Source organism: Oerskovia sp. NPDC060287, from assembly GCF_042726775.1.
Classification (GTDB): domain Bacteria; phylum Actinomycetota; class Actinomycetes; order Actinomycetales; family Cellulomonadaceae; genus Oerskovia; species Oerskovia merdavium.
Genome location: NZ_JBHXBO010000021.1, coordinates 8312 through 31895, shown reverse-complemented (window position 1 = coordinate 31895; position 23584 = coordinate 8312). Strand labels below are relative to the sequence as shown.

Annotated in this window: 20 protein-coding genes; 8 read left to right on the top strand and 12 right to left on the bottom strand. The window is 72.5% G+C overall.

Annotated features, from left to right (window positions below):
• Positions 1-61: 61 nt before the first annotated feature.
• Positions 62-3220 carry a DUF5979 domain-containing protein gene (locus tag ACFWFR_RS03575; protein ID WP_377621243.1) on the bottom strand — a complete coding sequence of 1053 codons (3159 nt, stop codon included), beginning with the start codon at positions 3218-3220 and terminating at the stop codon, positions 62-64.
• A gap of 199 nt (positions 3221-3419) precedes the next feature.
• Here ACFWFR_RS03575 and ACFWFR_RS03570 point away from each other — a divergent pair, with 199 nt between their 5' ends.
• The gene (locus tag ACFWFR_RS03570) at positions 3420-3971 is read left to right on the top strand and encodes a hypothetical protein (RefSeq protein WP_377621241.1); all 552 of its coding nucleotides are present in this window, start codon (positions 3420-3422) and stop codon (positions 3969-3971) included.
• Between the two features lie 73 nt (positions 3972-4044).
• On the opposite strand, the gene ACFWFR_RS03565 is transcribed toward ACFWFR_RS03570, so the two are convergent.
• From ACFWFR_RS03565 to ACFWFR_RS03555, 3 genes are all read right to left on the bottom strand, one after another.
• On the bottom strand, positions 4045-4329 hold the full coding sequence (locus tag ACFWFR_RS03565; RefSeq protein ID WP_377621239.1) for a hypothetical protein: 285 nt from the start codon (positions 4327-4329) through the stop codon (positions 4045-4047).
• A complete protein-coding gene (locus tag ACFWFR_RS03560) occupies positions 4326-5576 on the bottom strand; it encodes an anion permease (protein WP_377621237.1) in 1251 nt (416 codons plus the stop codon). The genes ACFWFR_RS03565 and ACFWFR_RS03560 overlap by 4 nt, the downstream gene beginning before the upstream one ends.
• Positions 5577-5749: 173 nt before the next feature.
• The gene (locus ACFWFR_RS03555) at positions 5750-6226 is read right to left on the bottom strand and encodes a VOC family protein (RefSeq protein WP_377621235.1); all 477 of its coding nucleotides are present in this window, start codon (positions 6224-6226) and stop codon (positions 5750-5752) included.
• Between the two features lie 108 nt (positions 6227-6334).
• Here ACFWFR_RS03555 and ACFWFR_RS03550 point away from each other — a divergent pair, with 108 nt between their 5' ends.
• Positions 6335-7324, top strand: coding sequence for a helix-turn-helix transcriptional regulator (locus tag ACFWFR_RS03550; RefSeq protein WP_377621234.1), 990 nt, complete (start codon positions 6335-6337; stop codon positions 7322-7324).
• Between the two features lie 4 nt (positions 7325-7328).
• Here the strand turns inward: ACFWFR_RS03550 and ACFWFR_RS03545 are convergent, their stop codons facing one another.
• Positions 7329-8108: an NUDIX domain-containing protein gene (locus ACFWFR_RS03545; protein ID WP_377621232.1), complete on the bottom strand. Its 780-nt coding sequence runs from the start codon at positions 8106-8108 to the stop codon at positions 7329-7331.
• A 96-nt stretch (positions 8109-8204) separates the two neighbouring features.
• Here ACFWFR_RS03545 and ACFWFR_RS03540 point away from each other — a divergent pair, with 96 nt between their 5' ends.
• From ACFWFR_RS03540 to ACFWFR_RS03515, 6 genes are all read left to right on the top strand, one after another.
• Complete coding sequence (locus tag ACFWFR_RS03540) at positions 8205-9263, top strand: SPFH domain-containing protein (RefSeq protein ID WP_377621231.1); 1059 nt, start codon at positions 8205-8207, stop codon at positions 9261-9263.
• Between the two features lies 1 nt (position 9264).
• On the top strand, positions 9265-10296 hold the full coding sequence (locus ACFWFR_RS03535; RefSeq protein ID WP_377621229.1) for a hypothetical protein: 1032 nt from the start codon (positions 9265-9267) through the stop codon (positions 10294-10296).
• A gap of 48 nt (positions 10297-10344) precedes the next feature.
• Positions 10345-11097: a DinB family protein gene (locus ACFWFR_RS03530; RefSeq protein WP_377621227.1), complete on the top strand. Its 753-nt coding sequence runs from the start codon at positions 10345-10347 to the stop codon at positions 11095-11097.
• Positions 11098-11188: 91 nt separating this feature from the next.
• Entirely contained in the window at positions 11189-12025 is an 837-nt protein-coding gene (locus ACFWFR_RS03525; RefSeq protein WP_377621225.1) for an MBL fold metallo-hydrolase, read from the top strand.
• Between the two features lie 180 nt (positions 12026-12205).
• Positions 12206-12943: a HEAT repeat domain-containing protein gene (locus tag ACFWFR_RS03520; protein ID WP_377621223.1), complete on the top strand. Its 738-nt coding sequence runs from the start codon at positions 12206-12208 to the stop codon at positions 12941-12943.
• A 165-nt stretch (positions 12944-13108) separates the two neighbouring features.
• Positions 13109-13774, top strand: coding sequence for a VanZ family protein (locus ACFWFR_RS03515; RefSeq protein ID WP_377621221.1), 666 nt, complete (start codon positions 13109-13111; stop codon positions 13772-13774).
• A gap of 72 nt (positions 13775-13846) precedes the next feature.
• On the opposite strand, the gene ACFWFR_RS03510 is transcribed toward ACFWFR_RS03515, so the two are convergent.
• The 7 genes from ACFWFR_RS03510 to ACFWFR_RS03480 all read right to left on the bottom strand — a co-directional run bounded on the left by ACFWFR_RS03510 (position 13847) and on the right by ACFWFR_RS03480 (position 23571).
• Complete coding sequence (locus ACFWFR_RS03510; protein WP_377621219.1) at positions 13847-14317, bottom strand: MarR family winged helix-turn-helix transcriptional regulator; 471 nt, start codon at positions 14315-14317, stop codon at positions 13847-13849.
• Between the two features lie 145 nt (positions 14318-14462).
• A complete protein-coding gene (locus ACFWFR_RS03505; RefSeq protein WP_377621217.1) occupies positions 14463-15959 on the bottom strand; it encodes an MFS transporter in 1497 nt (498 codons plus the stop codon).
• A gap of 193 nt (positions 15960-16152) precedes the next feature.
• Entirely contained in the window at positions 16153-17853 is a 1701-nt protein-coding gene (locus tag ACFWFR_RS03500) for a glycoside hydrolase family 43 protein (RefSeq protein ID WP_377621215.1), read from the bottom strand.
• Between the two features lie 31 nt (positions 17854-17884).
• Positions 17885-20380, bottom strand: a complete 2496-nt coding sequence (locus tag ACFWFR_RS03495) for a beta-glucosidase (RefSeq protein WP_377621214.1) — start codon at positions 20378-20380, stop codon at positions 17885-17887.
• A gap of 7 nt (positions 20381-20387) precedes the next feature.
• Positions 20388-21338, bottom strand: coding sequence for a carbohydrate ABC transporter permease (locus ACFWFR_RS03490; RefSeq protein ID WP_377621212.1), 951 nt, complete (start codon positions 21336-21338; stop codon positions 20388-20390).
• On the bottom strand, positions 21338-22258 hold the full coding sequence (locus tag ACFWFR_RS03485) for a carbohydrate ABC transporter permease (RefSeq protein WP_056764327.1): 921 nt from the start codon (positions 22256-22258) through the stop codon (positions 21338-21340). Before ACFWFR_RS03485 ends, ACFWFR_RS03490 begins: the two co-directional genes overlap by 1 nt.
• Before the next feature lie 23 nt (positions 22259-22281).
• Positions 22282-23571, bottom strand: a complete 1290-nt coding sequence (locus tag ACFWFR_RS03480; protein ID WP_377621210.1) for an ABC transporter substrate-binding protein — start codon at positions 23569-23571, stop codon at positions 22282-22284.
• Positions 23572-23584: the final 13 nt, after the last annotated feature.

Genomic DNA, 23584 nt, shown 5'->3' with positions numbered 1-23584 from the left:
GGCGTGACCCGGAGGTCACGCCCGCTCGGACGGTCGATCAGGCGCGGGGCCCGTCAGGCGTTCAGGCCCGACGACGGCGCGCACCCACCAGGAGCACGGCACCTCCCCCGACCAGCAGCAGGGCCGCCGCTGCGATGCCGAGCGCACCGGTCCCGGTGACCGCCAGCCCGCTGCCCGCGGTGTTGGTGAGCGTCACCTCGACCACCTGACCGGCACCGATCGTGATCGACGAGACCTTCTCGCCGTCGACCGTGAAGACCGGGGTCCCCCAGCTGACACCGTCGACCTTCGGCAGGCTCGTCTCCTCGAGGTCGACGACCGTCCCGGTCGGCAGGTTCGCCGGACCGTCGACGACCGTGCCGTCGGCGCGGACCGTCAGCGCGCCCTCCTGGTGCTCACCGTTCACGGTCCCGGAGAACGTCACCGTGAACTCGGTGTCCGCAGGGACCTTGGAGGTGTTCGGGCCCTCGATCTTCTTGACGATCGAGAAGGTGCCGACCTGGGCCGCCACGACGTCGGCCGTGTTGGTCACCGTGACCACGGCGGACGTGCCGCCCTCGACCGTGACCGAGGCCGGGCTGAACGCCGGCGCTCCCCACACCACGCCGTCGATCGACGGCAGGTCGATCTCGCCGAACGTGACCACGGTTCCGACCGGCAGGTTCTGCGGACCGTCCACGAGCGTGCCGTCCGCGAGGACGGTCGCCGTGCCCGAGGTGGCGACGCCGTCCAGCTCGTAGGAGTAGGCGACCGTGAGCTCGGTGCCCGCGGGCACCGCTCCCGATGCCGAACCCTCGACGACCTTGCGCACCGAGAAGCCGCCGGCAGGCTCGTCGGTCGCGGTGTTCGTCAGGGTCACCTCGGCGGTGACGCCGTCTTCGATCGTGACCGAGGCCGGGCTGAACACCGGAGCTCCCCACACCACGCCGTCGATCGAGGGCAGGTCGACCTCCGAGAACGTGACGACCGTCCCGACCGGCAGGTTCTGCGGACCGTCCACGACGGTCCCGTCCGCGAGGACGGTCAACGTGCCCGTGGTGGGCACCCCGTCCAGCTCGTAGGAGTACGAGACCGTGAGCTCGGTGCCGCTAGGGACCAGCCCTGACGCCTCACCGGTCACCGCCTTCTGGACCGAGAAGCCGCCGGCCGGTGCTTCGGTCGCGGTGTTCGTCAGGGTCACCTCGGTGTTGGTGTCGTCGCCGATCGTGACCGAGGCCGGGCTGAACACCGGAGCGCCCCACACCACGCCGTCGATCGACGGCAGGTCGACCTCCGAGAAGGTGACGACCGTCCCGACCAACAGGTTCTGCGGACCGTCCACGACGGTCCCGTCCGCGAGGACGGTCAACGTGCCCGACGTCGGTTCGCCCGCCAGCTCGTACGAGTACGAGACCGTGAACTCGGTGTCCGCAGGGACCTTGCCCGCCGCGCCTCCCACGACGGCCTTGCTCACGAAGAACCCGCCGACCGCGAGGACCGCGGGTGCCGCAGAGTTCGTCAGAGAGACCTGGGAGTTGACTCCCTGCGCGACCGTGATCGACGCCGGGCTGAACACCGGAGCGTCCCAGATCAGGTCCGGGATCTCGGGAAGGTCGACCTCGGCAAAGGTGACGACCGTCCCGACGGGAAGGTCCTGGGGCCCGTCGACGAAGGTTCCGTCGGCGAGGACCTTCAGGGTGCCACGCTGCGGCTGCCCGTCGAGCTCGTACGTGTAGGCGACCGTGAACTCGGTGCCCTCGGGGACCAGACCGGCTGCGGAACCGAGCAGCTCCTTGGCGACGGAGAACCCACCGGCCGGCGCCTCGACCAGGTTCGCGGTGTTGGTCAGGCGGACGGCGACGGTACCCCCCTCACCCAGCGTGATCGGGCTGCGCGGCTCGAACGTCGGCGTTCCCCACGAGATACCGGCGACCTCGGGGATCCGCGGCTCGGACAGCGTCACGACCGTCCCCTCGGGCAGCCCCTGCGGGCCTGCGACCGGCGTGCCGTCCGCGAGGACCTCGAGGGTGCCCGTGACGGTCGTGCCGTCCAGGACGTAGGAGTAGTCGACCTCGAACGTGGTCCCGGCAGGGACGGCGGTGCTGCCGCTGCCGGTCAGGCCCTTGGCGACGGAGAACGTCGCCCCGGAGGCGTCGCGGCAGTCGAAGGGCCCCGGACCGATCCACGGGTAGTTGTGCTGCTCGATCCCGCCCGTCCCGATCACGGCGAGGTCCTTGCCCACGTAGACGCGCCCGTTGGTGCTGGTCTTGAGCGTCGTGTCGGCGTGCGGTGCCAGGATCGAGCCCAGGAACTGGTCGTTCTCGCCGATCTCGAGGGAGGTGGCGTCGACGAAGTTCCACAGGATGCGGGACGCGGCGTTGCCGAACTCCGGCGACCCGAGGCTGTTGGCCACGATGCCGTCCAGGACGACCGACTGCGTGTCGAAGTCGACGACGCTGCCCGTCACGTTGACGACGATGGGGGCCGAGTCTCCGACACCGTCGAAGTAGACCGACATCTTCCGGTCGAGGCTCGACAGCGCCGCGCCGTCGACCGTGAACGTGTGCAGCTCGTCCGTGGGGTCTCCCGCGAACCGCAGCTCACCCCAGGGCTCGATCGTGCCGCTCGTCCCCGCGGCGCCCCCGAGGATCCGGGACTGCTCGGTGATGACGTCCTGGAAGTCCACGTGAGGCGCGACGGCCGCGGCCCCCATGCCTGCTGTCGCCGTGCCACCGTTGAGCTGGAGCGGGACCGTGTTCGTGATGGTGCCGCCGACGTCGACGTTGCCGCCGCCGGCCACCTGGGCGCCGACCTCCATGGTCGTCACGGGGCCGACGACCAGGTTCCCGCCCACGGCCAGCATGGTCGTCCCGCCGGGAGGTGTGATCTGCGAGCCGACACCGACCGAGCCGACGTTGTAGATGCCGCCGCCCGCCTTGTCGAACAGGGCATCACCCATGACGACCAGGAGCCCCTCGGACTCGGCCGCCGTGCCGGTCGCGGAGTAGTTCCCGCCCGCGTAGACCGCGATGTTCGAGTCCGTGAACTCGGGGACGTTCCCGATGCCGGGCATCTCGCCGGGCGCGGGGCACATCGGGAGCTGCGCGGCGGCGGGTGTGGCCAGCGGCCCGGCGCCGAGGGCCACGGCCCCCGTCAGGGCGAGGAGCGCGGACGTCGCCGCGGCGACGGTTCGCTGGAGCGGGGAGGCCGCTCGGCTGCGAACCCTGAAGGGGGTACTCATGTTCTCTCCTGGTCTTTCGTGGACAGTCGTCCAACTTCTTACCCAGGAGACCTCGCAAACCCTCCGTCATGACGCGGACTCGTTGTGCCCTCTGTCACAGATGCGCGCGATATGGCGTGCGAGGGGGCGATATGACGGACATGATGTGACGAACGTGGTATATCTCCGCGCACCTGGGAGCGTTCTGCAAGGATCAGGCGTGCGCATCGCAGAGAAGCAGCTCCTGACCGTCGCGCTCGGCACGCTCCTTGGGGTTACTGCCCTCGCCGGGTGCACCGCGGGACCCGACGGGACCCCGGAACCCCCGGTCCCCACGCACCAGAGCACCGGGCTTCCCGACGAGGCACCGCCAGCCGCCCCGAGCCTGACAGCGGCCGACGCGCTCGTCCGGCAGGCCGCCGAGGAGCTCGACGCCGAGCTGCTCCCCGAGGGCTTCTTCTTCGTGGGCGTCGTCGACATGGACGACGGCACGACGAACGCGGTCTACTCGGACGCCCCCGCACAGGAGGACGGCCGCATGCTCAACGTCTACTCGGGCCCCCCGGGGGCCGTCGGGCTGCTCGAGGGATGGCGCGACGCGCCCGAGCTCTCGGCCGACTTCCCGGTCTCGGTGGGCCCTTCGCTCTCCGGGACGACGGGGACCACCGTGACGATCGACGCCTCCCCCGCCGGGGTCGTCCGCCTCATGGGTGACGGCGTCCCCGAGCAAGAGCTCCTTGACATCGCGGCCCGCCTCCTCGGCGCGCCCTGACCCCACGACGAAGGAGGCCGCCCCGTCATGACGACGGGACGGCCTCCTGCATGTCAGGGAGCTTCCGGCGCGGCTAGTGCCCGCCGGAGGCCAGGAACCAGATGCCCACCGCGCACGCGGCCAGCACGGTCGCGAAGCACAGCACGGCTGCGGCGAGACGGACGCCCGTGGGGCGTGCCGTCGTCGGGCCTGCGGCATCCGTGCCCGACGGCGCACCCTCCACCGCGACCGTCACGCCCGGAGCAGGGGTCGCCAGCAGGCGGACGCCCAGCGCGAACAGAGCGGGGAGACCCGCGCCCACGATCGCGCCGGCGACGACGACCTGGAGCAGCGCGTCGAACTGGATGAACTCGCTCATGCGGGGACTCCCTCACGACGGGTGGTGGTCGGGGCTGCGGCGACCGTGGCCTCGGCCTCGGCCGTCGCCTCGGCGGCGACGACGGTGAAGGTCTCGGCGGCGTCGACCACGGCGGCCGGCGTCTCGTCGCCGTCCCACTCGTCGTTGACGTTGTCCGCGGAGATCGGCTTGCGGCGCGAGGCGAGCCAGATCGCTGCCGAGACGCCGATGAGGAGCGTGAAGACCGCGACGGTCCCGCCGACGCCACCGATGACGTCCTGGAGCCAGAAGCAGAACGCGCCGACCAGGCCGGCGGCCGGGAGCGTCAGACCCCAGGCGGCGAGCATCTTGCCCGCGACGCCCCAGCGGACCTTCGCGCCCGGCATGCCGACGCCAGACCCGAGGATCGAGCCCGTCGCGACGTGCGTCGTCGACAGCGAGAAGCCGAAGTGGCTCGAGAGGAGGATGACCGCGGCAGAGGACGTCTCGGCGGCCATGCCCTGGCGCGAGTCGATCTCGACGAGGCCCTTGCCGAGCGTGCGGATGACGCGCCAGCCGCCCAGGTAGGTACCCAGGGCCATGAAGGTCGCGCAGGCCAGGACGACCCAGAACGGGACGCCCGAGTCGGCCGGGACCGCGCCGCCAGCGATGAGCGCGAGCAGGATGATGCCCATCGACTTCTGCGCGTCGTTGGTGCCGTGCGCGAGCGAGACCAGCGACGCGGAGCCGATCTGGCCCCAGCGGAAGCCGCGGCTCGTCGTGTCCTGCGGCAGGTCCTTGGTGATGCGCGCGACCAGGAAGGTGCCGAGGGCGGCCACCCCGATCGCGATCACGGGCGCGAGCAGGGCGGGGATCATCACCTTGGACAGGACCCCGGTCCACAGGACCCCGCTCGTCCCGACCGCGGCCAGGACCGAGCCCACGACACCGCCGATGAGGGCGTGCGACGAGCTCGAGGGGATACCCAGCAACCAGGTCAGCAGGTTCCAGGTGATACCACCCACCAGACCGGCGAGCACCACCTCGAGGGTGATGATGTTCGCGTCGACGATCCCCTTGGCGATGGTCGCCGCCACGGCCAGGGACAGGAACGCCCCGACGAGGTTGAGGACTGCAGACAGCGCGACGGCGGTCTTGGGCTTGAGGGCACGTGTAGCGATGGACGTGGCCATCGCGTTGCCGGTGTCGTGGAAGCCGTTCGTGAAGTCGAAGGCCAGGGCCGTCACTACCACGAGCGCGAGCAGGATCGTCTCGGTCACGTACTCCATGGTGAATGGTGCCCGACGGGGGAATGAACCAAGTCGGCGAGTCTTCGACGACTGTTCACCTGGTGTTCATCTGGCGTTCGAAGGTCCTTCGAAAAGGGTCTGTGGGGGCTGCGCGGAGCGGGCCGGACGGGCGGTTTCGGCTCGCCATCCGGACACCGCACAGCGGGTTCTCCTCACCCCTCGCGTCCCTCCAGGACCGCGAGGTAGTGCGGGTTCTCCATGACGCCGAGCACGTTCCCGAACGGGTCCACGACGGCCGCGGTCACGAACCCGCCGTCGCCCTGGGGGGTCACGGGCTGGTACTCGGTGCCGCCCAGCGCGAGCAGTCGCTCGTAGGTCGCCGCGACGTCGTCGACGTGCCAGTAGACGACCACCCCGCCGGGCTGGGTCGCGGCGCCCGCGGGCGCGTAGCTGCGGTCGATGATCCCGAGCTCGTGCTGGTAGTCGCCCACCCGGAACTCGACGTACGCGGCCGGGGCCGGCGCGGGCGGCATGACGAAGTACGGGTCGACGCCGAACACCTCGGTGTACCAGGCGACCGCGGCGGGGACGTCGTCGGACCAGAGGCTCACGGTCGTCAGGCCGCGCGGGGTCGTGGCGGCGGTGCGGGCGGTGGTCGTGCGCGGGGTCGTGCCGGTCGTGTCGCTCATCGTCGGGCTCCTCGTGCGGTGCGGTCCAGCAGCGGATCGTGCTGATGCCTCCCACGCTAGAGACCTTTGTGGAACGTGCGGTTCCTCAATGCCTGCGAGACTCGAGGAATGTTGGATACCTCGGTACGGCTGCTGCGGTTGCTGTCGCTGCTCCAGGTGCGGCGCGAGTGGTCGGGAGCGGACCTCGCGGCCCGCCTCGACGTCACGACGCGCACGGTGCGCAACGACGTCGAACGCCTGCGCCTGCTGGGCTACGAGGTGCGCTCGCGCACCGGGACCGCGGGCGGCTACCGCCTCGCGGCGGGCTCCGAGCTGCCGCCGCTCCTGCTCGACGACGACGAGGCCGTCGCGGTCGCCGTCGGGCTGCAGGCCGCGGCCGCCGGGTCGGTCACGGGCATCGAGGAGACGTCGGTGCGCGCGCTGGCCAAGCTCGAGCAGTCGCTCCCCTCGCGGCTGCGCCACCGTGTCGACGCGCTCCGCCGGGCGACGGTGTCGGCCGCGGCGGGCGGCCCGACGGTCGACGCCGCGGTCCTCACCGCGGTCTCGACCGCGATCACGCGCAGCGAGCGCTTGCGCTTCGACTACACGGGCCGCGACGGCCTGGCGGCCCTGCGCGACGTCGAGCCGCACCGCCTCGTCTACACGGGCCGCCGCTGGTACCTGCTCGCGTGGGACACCGCGCGCGAGGACTGGCGGACGTTCCGCGCCGACCGCATGGCGCCGCGCACCCCGGGCGGGCCACGGTTCACGCCGCGCGAGCCGCCCGAGCCCGACGTGGCCCAGCACGTCATGAGGGGCGTGGGCTCGACCGCCTGGCACCACCGCCCGCGCATCCGCTTCCTCGCGCCCTCGACCGAGGTCGCGGCGCGGGTCACCCCGACCGCGGGCGTCCTCACGGGGTCCGACGACGGCACATGCGTCCTCGAGACGGGCTCGGACTCGCTGATCGACGTCGCAGGCTTCCTCGCGACGGTCGACCTCCCGTTCGAGGTGCTCGACCCGCCCGAGCTGCGCGACCTGCTGCGGCGCCTCGCGGACCTCTACTCCGCGGGGTCGCGGGAGCCGGCAGACCGACCGGCGGAGCCCGGAGCCCCCTAGGCGATCATCCGGCGGGGCGCATGAGGGGCGGGTTGAGCACCGCGGGCACCGAGGCGGGCGTCTCGTCCGGCCCGACGACGGAGCTCGCGACCGCGGCCCGGCGCGCCTCGGGCGCGAGCCGGTAGAGCGCAGCGGGTCGCCCGGTGCCGCCCGAGGTCGACTCGCCCGTCTCGACGAGGAACCCCGGGGTCCCGACGGCCTTGCGGTGGAAGTTGCGGGGATCGAGGCGCGTGCCCCACACGGCCTCGTAGACGGCGCGGAGCTGGGCGATCGTGAACTCGGGGCCGCAGAAGGCCGTCGCGAGCGTCGAGTACTCGAGCTTGGCGCGGGCACGCTCGACGCCGTCCCGCAGGATCCGGTGGTGGTCGAACGCGAGGCCGGCGCCGTCCGCGAGCGCCTCCTCGACCGGGTACCAGCCGACCTGCGCGGCGTCGCTGCCCGCGGCGGGCAGGCCGTAGGTGGGTGCGAGCAGCAGGTGCGCGACGGAGAGCACGGGGCCGCGCGGGTCCCGGTCGAGCGGCCCGTAGGTGCGCAGCTGTTCGAGGTGGCCGGGAACCGCGACACCGGTCTCCTCGGCGAGCTCGCGGCCTGCGGCCTGCGGCAGCGTCTCGCCCGCGAGGACGAACCCGCCGGGCAGGGCGAGGCGGTCGCGGTACGGGTCGAGCAGCCGGGTCACGAGGAGCACCTGGAGCGTCGCGTCCCGGACCGTGAGCGCGACGACGTCGACCGTGACGGGGATCCGGGCGGCGGAGGGCGGGGGTTCCGGGTGCTCCAGGTGGCTCATCCCCCCACCCTACCCGTTTATCGTCAAGTTGACGCTAAAGACGACGGAGGCTTATCGTCAATGTGACACAAACGCCGACGACGGACGGAGCCTCCCATGGCCACCATCAAGCGCTACCCCTGGCTGCGACACTTCCTCGGCAGCCCCACTGGCGCCGTGATCCACCTCCGTGCGGGGCGGGTCGCGCACCACGGGATCGGCCAGGCGTTCTGGTTCCGCCCCGGCACCTCGGTGCTCAGCGAGGTGCCGGTCGACGACCAGGAGCTGCCCGTGCTCTTCCACGCCACCACGCGCGACCACCAGGACGTCACGGTCCAGGTCAACGTGACCTACCGGTTCGCGGACCCGGCGGTCGTCTCGCAGCGCCTCGACTTCGGGATCGACCCCGACACGGGCGCCGCCACGACGACGGGCCGGGACCAGGTCGCCACGATCATCGGCCAGCTCGCGCAGAGCCACGCGATCGACCACCTCGCGGCCGTGCCGCTGACGACCGCGCTCGAGCAGGGCGTGAGCCAGGTCCGCGCCCAGCTCGTCGAGGCGCTGGGGACGGACGCCCGGCTCGCGTCGACCGGCATCGAGGTCCTGGGGGTCCACGTGCTCGCGGTCCGCCCCGACGGCGACGTCGAGCGCGCCCTCCAGACCCCGCTGCGCGAGCACGTCCAGGCCGAGGCCGACCGGTCGACGTACGAGCGACGGGCGCTCGCCGTCGAGCGCGAGCGCACCATCTCGGAGAACGAGCTCGCGAGCCGGATCGAGCTCGCGACCCGCCGCGAGCGCCTCGTCGCGCAGGAGGGCACCAACCTCCGGCGCGAGGCCGAGGAGACCGCCGCTGCTGCACTCGTCGAGGCCAGGGCCGCGGCCGAGCGGCGGGACCTCACGTCGGCCGCGCAGGCCGAGGAGATCCGCCGGCTCGGCGAGGCGAACAACGCGAAGTTCCGGACCGTCATGGACGTCTACGAGGGCATGGACCGGTCGACCATCCTGGCCGTCGCGATGCGCGACCTCGCCGGAGCCCTGCCCAAGATCGGCAGCCTGACCATCACGCCCGACCTGCTCAGCGGGGCGCTCGCCGCGTTCACGGGAGCGGGGGCGGGTCCGGGTGTCGGCGCGGGCACGGCCGCCGGGGCGACCGCCCCCACCCGGGGAGCCTGACGTGCCCCTCCAGCGGCGCGTGGTCGTCGTGCACCGGCGGACCGAGCTCGACGAGCTCCTCGACCGCCACGCGACCCGCGGTCAGGCCGAGTTCTTCCTCCGCACGCGCGGTCGCACGCTCGCCGCGGTCCAGGAGCGGCACGACACCGTGACCGAGGCCCGCGCACGGGTCGCCGCGGCGATCCCCGAGGGCTGGCGGCGGGCGGACGTCGAGCGCGCCGACCTCGGCCGGTTCCTCGTGGCCCCCGAGGACGTCGTGGTGGTGGTCGGGCAGGACGGCCTGGTCGCGAACGTCGCCAAGTACCTCACGGACCAGCCCGTGCTGGGTGTCGACCCCCAGCCGGGGACCAATGCGGGCGCGCTGGTCCGCCTCGACGTCCCGACGGCCGTCGGGCTCCTGCAGCGCGCGGGACGCGCGACGCGCGCAGAGACCGCGCGCCAGGAGACGGGCGGGCGCACGGCTGGCGGGCGCGGGGCCGGCAGGCCCGACGACGGCGCCCCGGGCCACGCGCTCGGCCTGCGGACCGAGGACCTCACCACGGTCCGGGCCTCGCTCGACGACGGACAGGTGCTCACCGCGCTCAACGAGGTCTTCGTCGGTCACCCCTCGCACCAGTCGGCGCGCTACCGGATCGCCGCGGACGGCCCGGGCGACACCGCGGGCGGTCGCGGTGCGAGCCGTGGGTCCGTCAGGAACGAGCGCCAGTCCTCGTCGGGGGTCATCGTCGCGACGGGGGCCGGGGCCACGGGGTGGTGCGCGTCGATCGCGCGCGAGCGCGGCGGACGCCGGCTCCCCGGCCCCACCGACCCGGCGCTCGCGTGGTTCGTGCGCGAGGCGTGGCCGTCACCCGCGACGGGAGCAGACCTGACCGAGGGGCTGCTCGACGCGGGCGGCGAGCTCCGGCTCACGGTCGAGTCGGACCAGCTCGTGGTCTTCGGCGACGGTGTCGAGTCGGACCGGCTCGTCGCGTCGTGGGGCCAGGAGGTCACGGTGCGCGTCGGGGAGAACCGGTTGCGGCTGGTCGTGGGATGACGTGGCTGTCGCCGGGCAGGACAGCCCGGCCTCCGTCATGGTGGAGCGATGACGACCTATTCCGGGACGAAGGAGTTCGAGGGCGCGACCTTCGTCAGGGCCAGCTTCAAGGGCGCCACCCTGCGGTTCTCCGACGTCAGCGGCGTGACGATGCGCGGCGTCGACCTGGACGGGCTCGACGTCGACAGCCATGACCTGTTCTTCGGCAGCCTGATCGTCAACGGGGTCGACGTGGTGCCGTTCGTGGACGCCGAGCTGAACCGGCAGTTCCCCGGCCGCGAGCTGCAGAAGTCGCAGACCGTCGACGGGCTGCGCGAGGGGTGGGTCGCCGTGCAGTCCGCGTGGCAGGAGACGGTGGAGGGCACGCCACCGGATCTCGTGGACGCCCACGTGGAGGACGAGTGGTCCCTGGCCCAGACCCTGCGCCACCTCGTCCTGGCGACGGACGCCTGGCTCCACGGCGGGATCCTCCGGATGCAGCAGCCGTTCCACGAGATCGGGCAGATCTTCACGGGCGCCGCCGAGATGGGCTTCGACCTGTCGATCTTCCGCACGACCCCACCGGCGTACGAGGAGATCCTCGCGGTGCGGGCCGAGCGGCAGGGGCAGGTGACCGAGTTCCTGGCCACGGCCACCCCGGAGCTGCTCGCGGAGGAACGCGACGACCCGTGGGGCGGTGGCGACTGGCATCCCACCGTCGGGGACTGTGTGCGCGTGATCCTGGAGGAGGAGTGGGCGCACCTGCGCTACGTCCGACGGGACCTCGCCCTCCTGCGTGAGGCCTCGCCCGCGTCACCGTGACCTCGTCGCCTGCGAGCACTGCACGACCCGGCGATGAGTTCCGCCTCGCACCACGGTCAGACCAGAGGTCGGACGAGTGAGAGGAGCACCCATGCTGAAGCAGGTTGCGCAGGGCGTGCTGGTCCATCAGAGCGAGCTGCTCCAGAACAACACCGTCGTCGTGCAAGGCCGGACCGGCGTCCTGGTCGTCGACCCGGGACTGACGCGCTCCGAGATGGCCTGCCTGGCCGACGACCTGCGCGAGCTGGGCCTGCCGGTCGTGGCCGGCTTCTCGACCCATCCCGACTGGGATCACGTGCTCTGGCATCCTGGGCTCGGCGACGCTCCCCGGTACGGGACGGCCCGCTGCGCGGCCGTCCTGCACCACGTGCTGTCGCAGCCGGACTGGAGGGACCGCGCCGCCGAGGGCCTGCCACCGGAGATCGCCGACGAGACGCCGCTGGACGGGTACGGCCTCGTCACCGGCCTGCCCGTCGGGACCACGCAGATCCCGTGGGAAGGCCCGGAGGTACACCTCGTCGAGCATCCGGCGCACGCTCCCGGTCACGCCGCGCTGCTGATCAAAGAGCGCGGCGTCCTCGTCGCGGGCGACATGCTCTCCGACCTCTTCGTCCCCATGCTGGACGCCTTCGGAGAGACCAACGACCCGATCGAGGAGTACCTCGCGGGGCTCCGGGTGCTCGAAGGCGCGGCGGCCGGGGCCGCCGTCCTCGTTCCCGGCCACGGGTCCGTCTGCGGAGCCGATCAGGTACGTGCACGGATCGACCTGGACCGGGCGTACGTGCACGCCCTCCGCGACGGAATCGCTCCCGACGACCCACGGATCGGCCCGTCGGCCAAGCCCGGCTGGGAATGGGTGAGCGACATCCACGAGGGGCAGGCCCAGAGCGTCGCGCGACGGAGAGAGCGCGACGGGCTGCCCGGCTAGAGGTTCCGCAGCGGACGCACCGTGGACGACGACGAGTGGGCGTGGACGGGGCACCCGCGCGCTGGGCGGTCGAGCACCCGGACCACCCCGAGGCGCGCGAGGTGGACGGGCCCTTCGACGGCTGAGCCCCGGCCGAACGGCCCTACCCCGGCAGGGGGTGCACGCCCTAGCGTGCTGGTCATGAGCGTGCGTGAAGAACACCGGGCCGCCCTGCTCGCGCTCGACGACGACACCGCAGCCGTGCGCGCCTACCTCACGGCCCGCTCAGGGCTCCCCGGGCCTCGGGCCAACCTCGAGCTGATCGGCGCGTTCGCCGACGTCGCACCAGAAGGCCTTGTGCTCTCTCTGGCCGACAGCCCCGACGAGTACCTGCGCTGCTGCGGGACGGTCGGCCTCGGTCGGCTCGTCGTCGACGCGCCCTCCGGTGAGCGCACCGAGCTGACCGACCGGCTGCGGATCCGCGCGTCCGAGGGATCCTGGCGCGTCCGCGAGGCTGTCGCGATGGCGCTGCAGCTCATCGGTGATGCCGAGCCCGCGACCCTCCGCGCGCTCGTGGCGTCCTGGGTCGACGACCAGGACCCGCTGGTTCGCCGAGCCGCGGTCGCTGGGGTCTGCGAGCCGCGCCTCCTCCGAAGCCCCGACACCGCGGCCACCGCCCTGGACGCCTGCGCGGCAGCGACCGCCTCGATCGACGCGCTCCCGTCCGACGCCCGCCGCGACACCGGCGTCCGGACCCTCCGCCAGGCCCTCGGGTACTGCTGGAGCGTCGCCGTCGCGGGCGACCCGGCTGCTGGGCTGCCGCGCTTCGCCGCACTGCGCGGATCGGACGACCTGGACGTGGCGTGGATCGTGCGCGAGAACGAGAAGAAGGCCCGGCTCCGCCGCCTGCTCGCGCCGCCCGACGTGCCGTCCCGCTGATCGGGCGCCGCGGGCAGGCACGCCATGCCCGGGTGACGACGGTCGCACACGCTGTCGCCTCGGATCCGACCACAGGCGGATGCCGAGCTCGTCGCACGACCGGCACTGTGGCTGCAGCAGCGGCACGAGCCGCCGTGCGTGTCTCGGAGAAGGTGCAGGTCGTCCGTGTTCCAGCAGGTCCCGGTTCTCCCGGTCGTCATCCCTCTCGCAGCGACGGTGCTCGCGGGGTTGTCGTGGTCCCTGATCCGCAGCGGGCGGTTCTCCGTGCCACGAGCCGCGGTCGCCCTCGCGCTCGGCGTCTACGTCGCCGGGATCGTCGCGAACACGGTCTTCCCGATCTTCCTGGACAAGCCCGTCAGCAGCACCCCCTGGGGCAGCCATCTCGCCGTCGTGCCGTTCGCGGACTACGAGCTCGCCGACGCGCTCATGAACGTCCTGGTCTTCGTCCCGGTCGGCGCCCTCGTGCCGCTGCTCAAGCCCCGGGCCTCGTGGAGCCGGGCCGTGGCGGCGGCAGCGGTCCTCAGCCTGACGATCGAGGTCACCCAGCTCGTGACGGCGCACCTGCTGGGTGGGGGGCACATCGCGGACGTGAACGACCTGATCTTCAACATCACCGGCGGGGTGGTCGGCTTCGCACTGTTCTCGGTGCTCGTGAAGGTCCCGTTCTTCGGCGCCGTCGTCGACCGGTTCCGCTGGCACGAGATCGAGGTCCCCGGAGCCGAGGCCGGCGCGGCACAGCACGGGCGACACCGACCCAGGGCCCGGCCGAGCACTTCCTCCGCACGCAAGGCCGTGGGCTCACCGCGGTCCAGGAGCAGCACGACACCGTGACCGCGCCCGGGTCGCCGCCGCGGCCCCGCGGGCTGGCGGTGGGCCGACGTCGAACGGCCTGACCTGAGCCGCCTAGGCCTTGGTCGCGTGGTCGTACGCCGCGACCGCCCGCTCGAGGAACGTCACCACCGTGGCCTGCTCCTGGGCGGTGAGGGACTCGGCGATCCTGCCGAGCTCCACGACGAGGGGCCCGACATGCTCGAACGCGTCCTCTTCCCAGTGCTCGGCCGGTGTCACGAGCACCTTGCGTCGGTCGCTGGGATGCGGCTGGCGACTCACGTGCCCGCCGTCCGCCAGGCGGTCGATCACCAGCGTCATGGCCGCCGTCGAGGTGCTGAGCTCGCGAGCCAGCTCGGTCGGGGTCGCCGGTCCTGCGCTGACGAGGTGGTCCATCACCGCGAGCCCGGCAGGGTCGACGTGCATCTGCCTGCCCAGGTACCGCTCGAACCTCTGCTGACGACGGGTCAGGTTCCTCAGCTGGTCGCGGATCGGACCCTGCGCTGGTGCCGCAGGCTGAGGATCGGTGGGCTGGCTGGAAGTCATGGCGGGGACTCTGCTCCTGGATCGCTGAGGACGGTGGCAATCAATGATGCGTGAGTTCCACGGGCGGGGGGCATGGCGACCGACCTCGTGGCGCTCCCCACGCGCCGGGCCCGGGGCCGCCGCCGGCCCGGCCCCGGACCGGGAGTCACACGGTGACGCCCTGCTCGGCACCCGAGGCGGCAGGGACGCTGCCCGAGGCAGGGCCGACGCTGCCGTGCTGCTCCTCCTCGGGTCGGCCCTTCGCCGGCAGCAGGAAGGTGATGGCCAGGAACGCCACCAGCAGGCACGCCTGGCCGACGAGCGCGTGGTGGAAGCCGGCGGTGAAGTCGCCGGTCTTGGCCTGTGCGAAGAACACCGAGCCGAAGACCGCGACGCCGATGGAGCCGCCGATGGCCTGGACCGCAGAGAGCACACCGGAGGCGGAGCCGATCTCGTCGTCGTCGACGGCGGCGAGGATGAAGCTGAACAGAGCCGCGATCACCATCCCTGCACCGATACCGGACACGGCGATTCCCGGGGCGATGTCCCAGATCGAGAACGAGCTGGTGCTCACGCCGTCGAGCTCGAACCAGAGCAGCACCGCGCCGGCGAGCTGGATCACCGGCCCGACCTGGAGGACCTTGCGACCGATCTTGTCGGCGAGGAACGCGCCGCTGATCGCGCCGCCGATCGCCGTCCCCACCGCGAGCGGCAGGTTGCCCAGGCCAGCTTCCCCTGCGCTGAAGTGCTGTCCGATCTGCAGGAACAGCGTGAGCACGAGCTGCGTGCCGATCAGCCCGGCGAAGAACAGGGCGATACCGCCGAGACCGACCGTGAAGGCGGGCTTTCGCAGCAGCGCCGGGGTGACCAGGGGCTCGCGGCCCGCAGCGGCGGTGCGGCGCTGCTGCAGCGCGAACAGGCCGAACCCGACGACGGAAGCGGCCATGCTCATCCAGGTCCACAGCGGCCAGCCGTCCTCCTGCCCCTGGTTGAGCGGCAGCACGAGGAGGGCGCAGGACGCCATGACCAGGCCTGCGCCGACCATGTCGACCCGTACCGTGCGGTCTCCCGGCTTCTTCGGGACGAACCTGGCCGCGACGGCCAGGGCGGCGAGCCCGATGGGCAGGTTGATCAGGAACACCGCGCGCCACCCGAGACCGAGGATGTCCCCCTCGATGAGGAAGCCACCCAGGACCGGGCCGATGATGCCGCCCAGCCCGAGCACGGGACCGAAGATCGCGAAGACCTTGGTGAGCTCGGGTCCGGAGAAGTTCTCGCGCAGCAGCCCCAGGCCCTGCGGGAGCAGGATCGCCCCCGCAGCCCCCTGAAGCAGCCGGAAGACGATCAGCGCCTCGATGTTCGGGGCCAGCGCGCACAGCAGCGAGCTCAGCGTGAAGGCCGCGAGGCCGGTCAGGAACATCCGGCGGCGACCGTACCGGTCACCGAGCCGGCCGCCCAGGACCAGGCCGGCCCCCAGCGTGAGGGCGTAGCCGCCGATCACCCACTGCAGCCCGACGGAGCTGGCACCCAGGGACTCCTCCAGCGCGGGGCCGGCGACGTTCACGATCGAGGCGTCCAGGAGGTCCATGACCTCCGCGACGATCATCACCACCAGGATCAGCCATCGCCATCGGTACGGGCCGCTGGTCGGGTCGGTGCTCATCTTGCCTCACATTCTTGATTACCAATATTCTTAGCAAGAATGAGCCGATGTCTGACAGGTGTCAAACCACGCCGTGCAGAAGGCCGCGACCGACGCTCGACGGAGCGGCCCGCACGCAAGCCGGCGGAGGCCGGGCCCCGCCTGGTCGGAGGCGCGCGGAGGCGACCCGGGTCACCGGAGGGAGCGTCGCGCTCTAGCGGCCCCGGTACTCCACGCTCTCGATGTCCGCGACGGTCGCCGTCGCCGTCCCGCGGCCCGTCGCGTACGGACCGACCCACACGCCCAGGAACCCCCCGGCCTCGGGCGAGCTGAGCCGCCCGCCGTGAACGGTCGCGACCGGGACGAACCCGCCCGGGGTCTCGACGCCGAACGCGTAGTCCTGCCCGGCCGCGTGCAGCGCCACGTCCGCGGGGCCCACGGCCAGGCCGAGCGGCCCCAGCGCCGCGCGCCCCACGACGATCTCCTCGCCACCGAAGCGTTCGACGACGAGCAGCTCGCGCCCGCCGGGCACCCCGGCGGCACCGGGCGCCGCCCGCGTCACGACCGCCGCGATCCACGCCTCCTCGGACTGGCGCACCGCGAGCCCGGCCCACTCGTCGGGCCCGGCCGGGTCGACGTCGACGCGCACCGTGAGGTCCATGTCCGTGTGCTGCTGGCGGCGCCCCAGGAACGCGGGGGTCGTGGCGTCCGACAGCGTCGCGGGCGACAGCGCGAGCCGCAGGTGCCCGGGCCGCTCGGTCAACGACCAGGACGGCTCTCCGGTCCGCACCTGGTTCCACGCGAGGCTCAGCCCGTCGTTCGACGAACCGTCGAACGTCTCCCGCACGACGACGGCGCCCGCCCCGGCGGGTCGGCCCACCTCAGCAGGTGCACCTGTCCCCGGCAGCCGCGCTCCGACGTCGGGCAGGGGGAAGCTCCCCGCGACGTGGCCCCTGCCCGGCGCGACCACGGGCCACCCGTCCTCCCAGACCACGGGCGCGAGGAACGTCTCGCGCCCCAGGTTGGGGAAGTAGCCGCCGTAGGGGCGGCTGCCGAGCAGGACCATCCACCACTCGCCGGCGGCGGTCTCCACGAGGTCGGCGTGCCCGACGCCGACCACGGGGAAGTCCCGGCCCAGGTGGCGGTGCGTGAGGATCGGGTTCGCGGGGTTGCCCGTGTACGGGCCGGTCACGGCGTCGGCGCGCGCGACCGAGACCGCGTGGCGGTGCTCGGTGCCGCCCTCGGAGGCCAGCAGGTAGTAGTGGTCGCCCACGCGGTACAGGTGCGGGCCCTCGGCCCAGACCGCGCCGTGCAACGCACCACGCCACAGGACGTGCTCGGGGCCGACGAGCGCCCCGGCCGCGAGGTCGAGCTCGCGCAACCAGACCTCGGTCTGGCCCTCCCACTCCCCCGGGTCGGCGAGGCGCGTCGCGGTGAACCACACGCGCCCGGTCGAGTCGTCGACGAAGAGCGACGGGTCGATCCCGTCCCCCTCGAGCCACACGGGGTCGGACCACGGCCCGGCGGGGTCGGTCGCCGTGACGAGGAGGTGCCCGCCCTGCCCCTGGGTGTGGACGAGGGTCGTGACGACGAAGAACGTCCCGGCGTGGTGGCGGATCGTCGCGGCGTACAGCCCGCCCGACGACGGCACGCTCGACAGGTCCACCTGGCCCGTCCGGTGGATCGCGTGGCCCACCTGCGTCCACGTCACGAGGTCGTGGCTGTGGAAGACCGGCAGGCCCGGGAAGTACTCGAAGGTCGAGGTGACGAGGTAGTAGTCGTCGGGCGCGACGGTCCCGTCCGCCCGGGTGACCCCGGGGACCCGGCAGATGCTCGGGTCGGGGTGCGTGCCGGGCAGGACGGGGTTCGCGAAGGTCCGGGCTGCCGGGCCCGAGGTCGGCAGGGCGGCGGGCACCGGCTCCCCCGACCTCGGGTACGGCGCCACGTCAGCCCACCACGAGCGGCGCGTGCAGCTCGCGCGTGTGGTCGACCACCCTCACGTCGCCCACGAGCGACACCGGGGCCACGAGCCGCACGTCGGCGCTCGACGCCCCGAACCGCAGCTCGATCGCGCCCGGCTCGACGATCCGCCGGCCGTCGCGCCCCGTGAAGGACAGGACGTCGGCGGGCACGGTCGCGCTCACGCGCGCCGAGGCACCCGCGGCGAGCGGCACGCGCACGTACCCGATCAGCCGCTGCACGGGCCGCACGACCGACGCCACGGGGTCGTGCGCGTAGAGCTGCACGATCTCGACGCCGTCGCGCACGCCCGTGTTCCGCACGACGAACGACGCCTCGAAGGCGCCGTCGGTCGCGGCCTCGGCCACGCCCACCGAGAGGTCCGACCAGTCGAAGCTCGTGTACGTGAGCCCGTGGCCGAACGCGAAGGCCGCGGTCGGGTCGATGTTCGACACGTCGGTCGCCTGCGCGAGCGTCGCGGCCAGGTAGGACGTGGGCTGGGCGCCCTCGGTCCCGGGCACGCTCACGGGCAGCCGGCCCGACGGCGCCACGCGCCCCGACAGCACGCCCGCGACCGCGGGGGTCCCCTCCTCGCCCGCGAAGAACGCCTGGACGATCGCCGCGGCGCCGGGCTCCCCCGGTGCGGGGGTCGCGGCCGCGCCGAGCGCGTAGGGACGACCCGAGAGGATCGTCGCGACCACGGGGCGGCCCGTCGCGAGCAGCGCGTCGAGCAGGTCCTGCTGCGCGCCGGGCAGGCGCAGCGACTCGGCGTCGCACCCCTCGCCGCTCGTGCCGCGACCGAACAGCCCGGCCCGGTCGCCCAGGGCGACCACGACGACGTCGGCCTCGCGGGCGAGCTCGACCGCTGCCGCGATGCCCGCGGCGTCGGCCGCCGCGACCTCGGCCGTGCTCACGGCCCTGGTCGAGGACGGGTCGCTCGTGCCGTCGAGCGTGATCGCGGGCAGCACGTCGAGCGTGACGCCCGGCAGCTCGGCGCGCAGCGACGCGGCGAGCGTGGGCAGCGAGATCCCGAGCGGGATCTCGGGGTGGGCCAGGCCCACGTGCGCGGGGAACGAGTAGCAGCCGAGCACGGCCATGGGGTCCTCGGCCGTGGGACCCACGAGCGCGACCCGGCGCACGTCGGGGCCGAGCGGCAGCACGCCGTCGTTCGCGAGCAGGACCACGGCCTGCTCGGCGACCTCGCGGGCCAGCGCCCGGTTGGCGGGGCCGTCGAGGTCGACGGTCCCGCGCAGCGCGGCGACCGCGACGTCGTCACCCGCCCCGGCGACGGCCGCGAGCACGTCCGCCGGGACGTCGCGCAGCACCTCGGGGACGGGGTCCCAGCCCGCGTCGAGCAGGCCGAGCTCGACCTTCTGGCGCAGCACGCGCTCGAGCGCGCGGTCCACGAGCGCGACGTCGACGTCCCCGGCCTCGAGGGCCGCGACGAGCGGCTCGCCGAACGTCTTGACGGTCGGCAGCTCGACGTCGACGCCCGCCGCGAGCGCCGCCGCCGCGGCCTCGGCCCAGTCCCCTGCCACGCCGTGCATGATCTTGAGGAACGCGATCCCGAAGTAGTCGGCGACGACGGTCCCGTCGAAGCCCCACGTGTCGCGCAGCAGCCCCGTGAGGAGCTCGCGGTCGGCGGCCGACGGGATGCCGTCGGTGTCGGTGTAGGCGTGCATGACCGAGCGCACGCCGCCCTCGCGCACGGCCATCTCGAACGGCGGCAGGATCACGTCGGCGCGCTCGCGCGAGCCCATCGAGACGGGCGCGTGGTTGCGGCCGCCGCGCGAGGCCGAGTACCCCGCGAAGTGCTTGAGCGTCGCGACGATGCCCGCGGACTCGAGGCCCTGGACGTAGGCCGTGGCGACCGTGCCCACGAGGTACGGGTCCTCGCCGATGGTCTCCTCGACGCGGCCCCAGCGGGCGTCGCGCACGACGTCGAGCACGGGGGCCAGGCCCTGGTGCACGCCGACCGAGCGCATGTCGCGGCCGATCGCGGCCGCCATGCGGCGCACGAGCGCGGGGTCGAACGACGCGCCCCAGGACAGGGGCACGGGGTAGGCCGTCGCGCCCCAGGCGGAGAAGCCCGCGAGGCACTCCTCGTGCGCCACGGCGGGGATGCCGAAGCGGTTCGCGGAGCGCACGCGCTCCTGGGTGCGCAGCAGGGACAGCGCGCCCAGGGCCGGGTCGACGGGGTTGGTCCCGAACGGGCGGGTGAGCTGTCCCAGCCCGTCGGGCAGGATCGCGTCGAGGTCGACGCCGTCCTCCATGTCGTGCTGGTGCGGGGCGACCTCGCCGCCCTCGGCCGACGCGCCGACCCACACCCCGAAGAGCTGGGCGACCTTCTCGCGCAGCGTCATCTCGGCCATGAGCGCCTTGACACGGGTCGCGGTGTCGACCGACGGGTCGGACCACACGGGGAGGGTGTCCCCGCCGGGACCGGGCACGGCGGAGGACGGCAGGTTCGTCTGAAGAGTCATCGTGGAGCTACTTTCCGCCGACGCCCATGAGGCCCTGGACCAGGGCACGCCGGGCGAACAGGTACACGAGCAGGATCGGGATCATCGACATGACGACCGCCGCGAGGAGGCCGGGGATGTTGACGCCGTACTGCGTCTGGAAGTTGAAGAGGCCGAGCGTGATGACCTTGGTCGACTCGGACTGCGTGAGGATCAGGGGGAACAGGAACCCGTTCCAGGCCTGCAGCGCCGAGTACACGACGATCGTCGCGACGCCACCCTTGGACAGCGGGAGCACGAGCTGCATGAACACCCGCTTGGGCGACGCGCCGTCGAGGGCCATGGCCTCGTAGAGCTCGTTGGTGATGTCGCGCATCGAGCCGCTGAGGATGATCGTGCAGATCGGCAGGCAGAACGCCGCGGTCGGCAGGATCACGCCGATCAGGTTGTCGTACAGGCCCACGACCGAGATCACGTAGAAGATCGGGACGATCACGGCGCTCGCGGGGACCGCGAGGCCGAGCAGGAACATCCGGAAGATGCCCGTGGTGGCCCGGGAGCGGTTGCGCACGATCGCGTACGACAGCGGCGGCACGAGCAGCACCACGATCCCGACCACGGCGACCGTCACGACGAGCGTGTTGAGGAAGTAGCGGCCGAAGCCCTGGTCGAACGCGTTGGTGAAGTTGTCGAGCGTGAACGTGGTCGGCAGGGACAGGGGGCCGCCCGCGGCGTACCCGGCCTGCGTCTGGAACGACGCGGTCACGAGCACGTAGAGGGGGATCGCGACGATCAGGAGCCAGATCGTGACCGCGACGCCCGCGCCCCAGTTGGGTCGGTTGCGGCTGCCCCTGCCTGCCCGACGGCGCAGCGGGACGCCCGCGCTCGTCGCGCCCGGGCGGGGCGCACCACCCGAGGTGGGTGACGTCGTCGGGCCGGAGACCTGCTCCGCGGGGGTGACGCTCAGGTCGTTGCTCATCACACGCCCTCCAGCTCGCTGCGCATCTTGTCGTACCCGGACAGGCGGACCATGACCAGCGAGATCGCGGTCGCCGCGACGACCAGGACCACGGCGATCGCCGAGGCCAGACCGAAGTCGAAGCCGCGGAACGCCTTCTGGTACATGTAGAAGGCCGTGATGGTCGTGTCCGTCCCGGGCCCGCCGTTGGTCAGGATGAGGACCGTGTCGAACGTCGTCAGACCGCCGACGACCATGAGGATGACCGACGTGATCATGGTGTTGCGCAGCTGCGGGAGCGTGATCGCGAAGAACGAGCGCACGCGCCCGGCGCCGTCGATCTCGGCCGCCTCGTAGAGCATGGGCGGCACGGCCTTCGCGGCGCCCTGGTAGATCAGGGCGTGCAGCGGCGTGAACTGCCACAGGCTCACGAACACCAGGACCGCGATCGCGGTCGACTGGTTGCCGAACAGGTTGCCGTCGCCGAACAGCCACTCCATCTGGGCCGGGACGCCGAAGTTCGGGTCGAGCACCGCGCGCCACAGGACCGAGACCGCGGCCGCGGACAGCAGCAGCGGCACGAAGAAGATCGCCGAGAGCACCGCGCGGTTCCACTGGTGGCCCGCGGCCCACACGCCCAGGAGCATCGCGACCGGGGTCTGGGTCACGACGCCGAGCGCCGTCAGCACGAGCGAGAGCCCGATGCTCTTGAGCATCACGGGGTCGTCGAGGAGGCGGGACCAGTTCTCGGTCCCGACGAACTCGGGGCTGCCCAGCCCGCTCCACTGCGTGAACGACAGCACGAGCACGAGGACCATGGGCAGGAGGGCGAAGAGCCCGAAGAACAGGGCGGCGGGCAGGGCCCAGACCACGCCCGGGCGGCCGACCTGGAGGTCGGCGGCGCCCGGGCGCGTGCGCCCCTGGGGTGCGCGGGTGGTCATGACGATCTCCGTCCGGGACCCGGTCAGCGCGAGGCCGGCAGGGACTTCATCGCCTGGATGAAGCCGTCGGCGTCGATCTGGCCGCTGAAGAACTGCTGGACCGCGATCTTGAGCGGGGTGCCGGCAGCCGGGGGGTACGCCTGGTCCCAGGACATCTGGAAGTGCGGCGCGTTCTTCACGAGGTCGAACTGGAAGGCGGCGTACTCGGGGCTCGCGGCCTGGTCCAGGAACTGCTCGGTGTTGGTCGTGGTCGGCAGGTTGCCGATCGCGAGCTGCGCCTCGACGAACTCGTCCGAGTACATGAGCTTCAGGAAGTCACGCACGGCGTCCGGGTAGCGGGTCTTGGCGAGCACCGAGTAGAAGTTGTTGGTGTTGCCCGTGATGTTGGCCGCGTCGCCCTTGCCGCCGTCGATCGCGGGGAAGGCCGTGTAGCCGAGGTTCGCGTCAGTCCACGCGGGGTCCACGTCGTAGTGGGTCGAGTAGTTCCACGAGCCCATGAGCTCGAACGCCGCCTTGCCCGTGCGCAGGAGCGCGGGCGAGCCGCCGTCGGTGAACTTGACCGAGTCGAAGTTGGTGCCGAACGCGCCGGCGTCGATGAGCTCGGACAGCTTGTCGAGCGCCTCGTGGCTCTCGGCCGAGTCCCACACGTCGGTGTCGCCTGCGAGCGCCTTCTCGAACAGCTCGGGGCCCGCGACGCGGTCGAACGCGTACTGGTACCACATGAGGGTCGGCCACTGGTCGGCGCCGCCGAGCGCGATCGGGGTCACGCCCTGCGCCTTGAGGGTCTCGACCGCGGCGAGCAGCTCGTCCCACGTCTCTGGGGCCTCGATGCCGGCGTCCGCGAGGACCTGCTTGTTGTGGAACAGCATGACGGGCTGCGTGCCACGCATGGGGATGCCGTAGGACTTGCCGTCGATCACGGCCGAGTTGAACACCGCGGGCAGGAACGCGTCCTTGAGCTGGGGGTCCTCGGCGATGAAGTCGTCGAGGGGGAGCAGCAGGTCGGCGTCGACGAAGGGCTCGATCGAGCCGCCGCCCCAGTTGAAGAAGACGTCCGGCGCCGCGTTGGTGTCGATGATCGTCTGGAGCTTCTGCTGGTAGTCGGCGCCCGGGATGGTGTCGAGGACGACCTTGACGTCGGAGGTCGCGTTGAAGGTGTCGACCATCTGCTGCTCGACCTTGTTGGTCGCGTCGCCGTAGACCATCACGTGGATCTCGTTCTCGGGACGGCTGGACCCGCCGGAGTCGCGGCGGGGGCCCGCCGCCGGCCGGGGGTAGCGCGCCGACCACGCCGCGGCGGGCCGCGGCGGCATCACCCGTATGGTT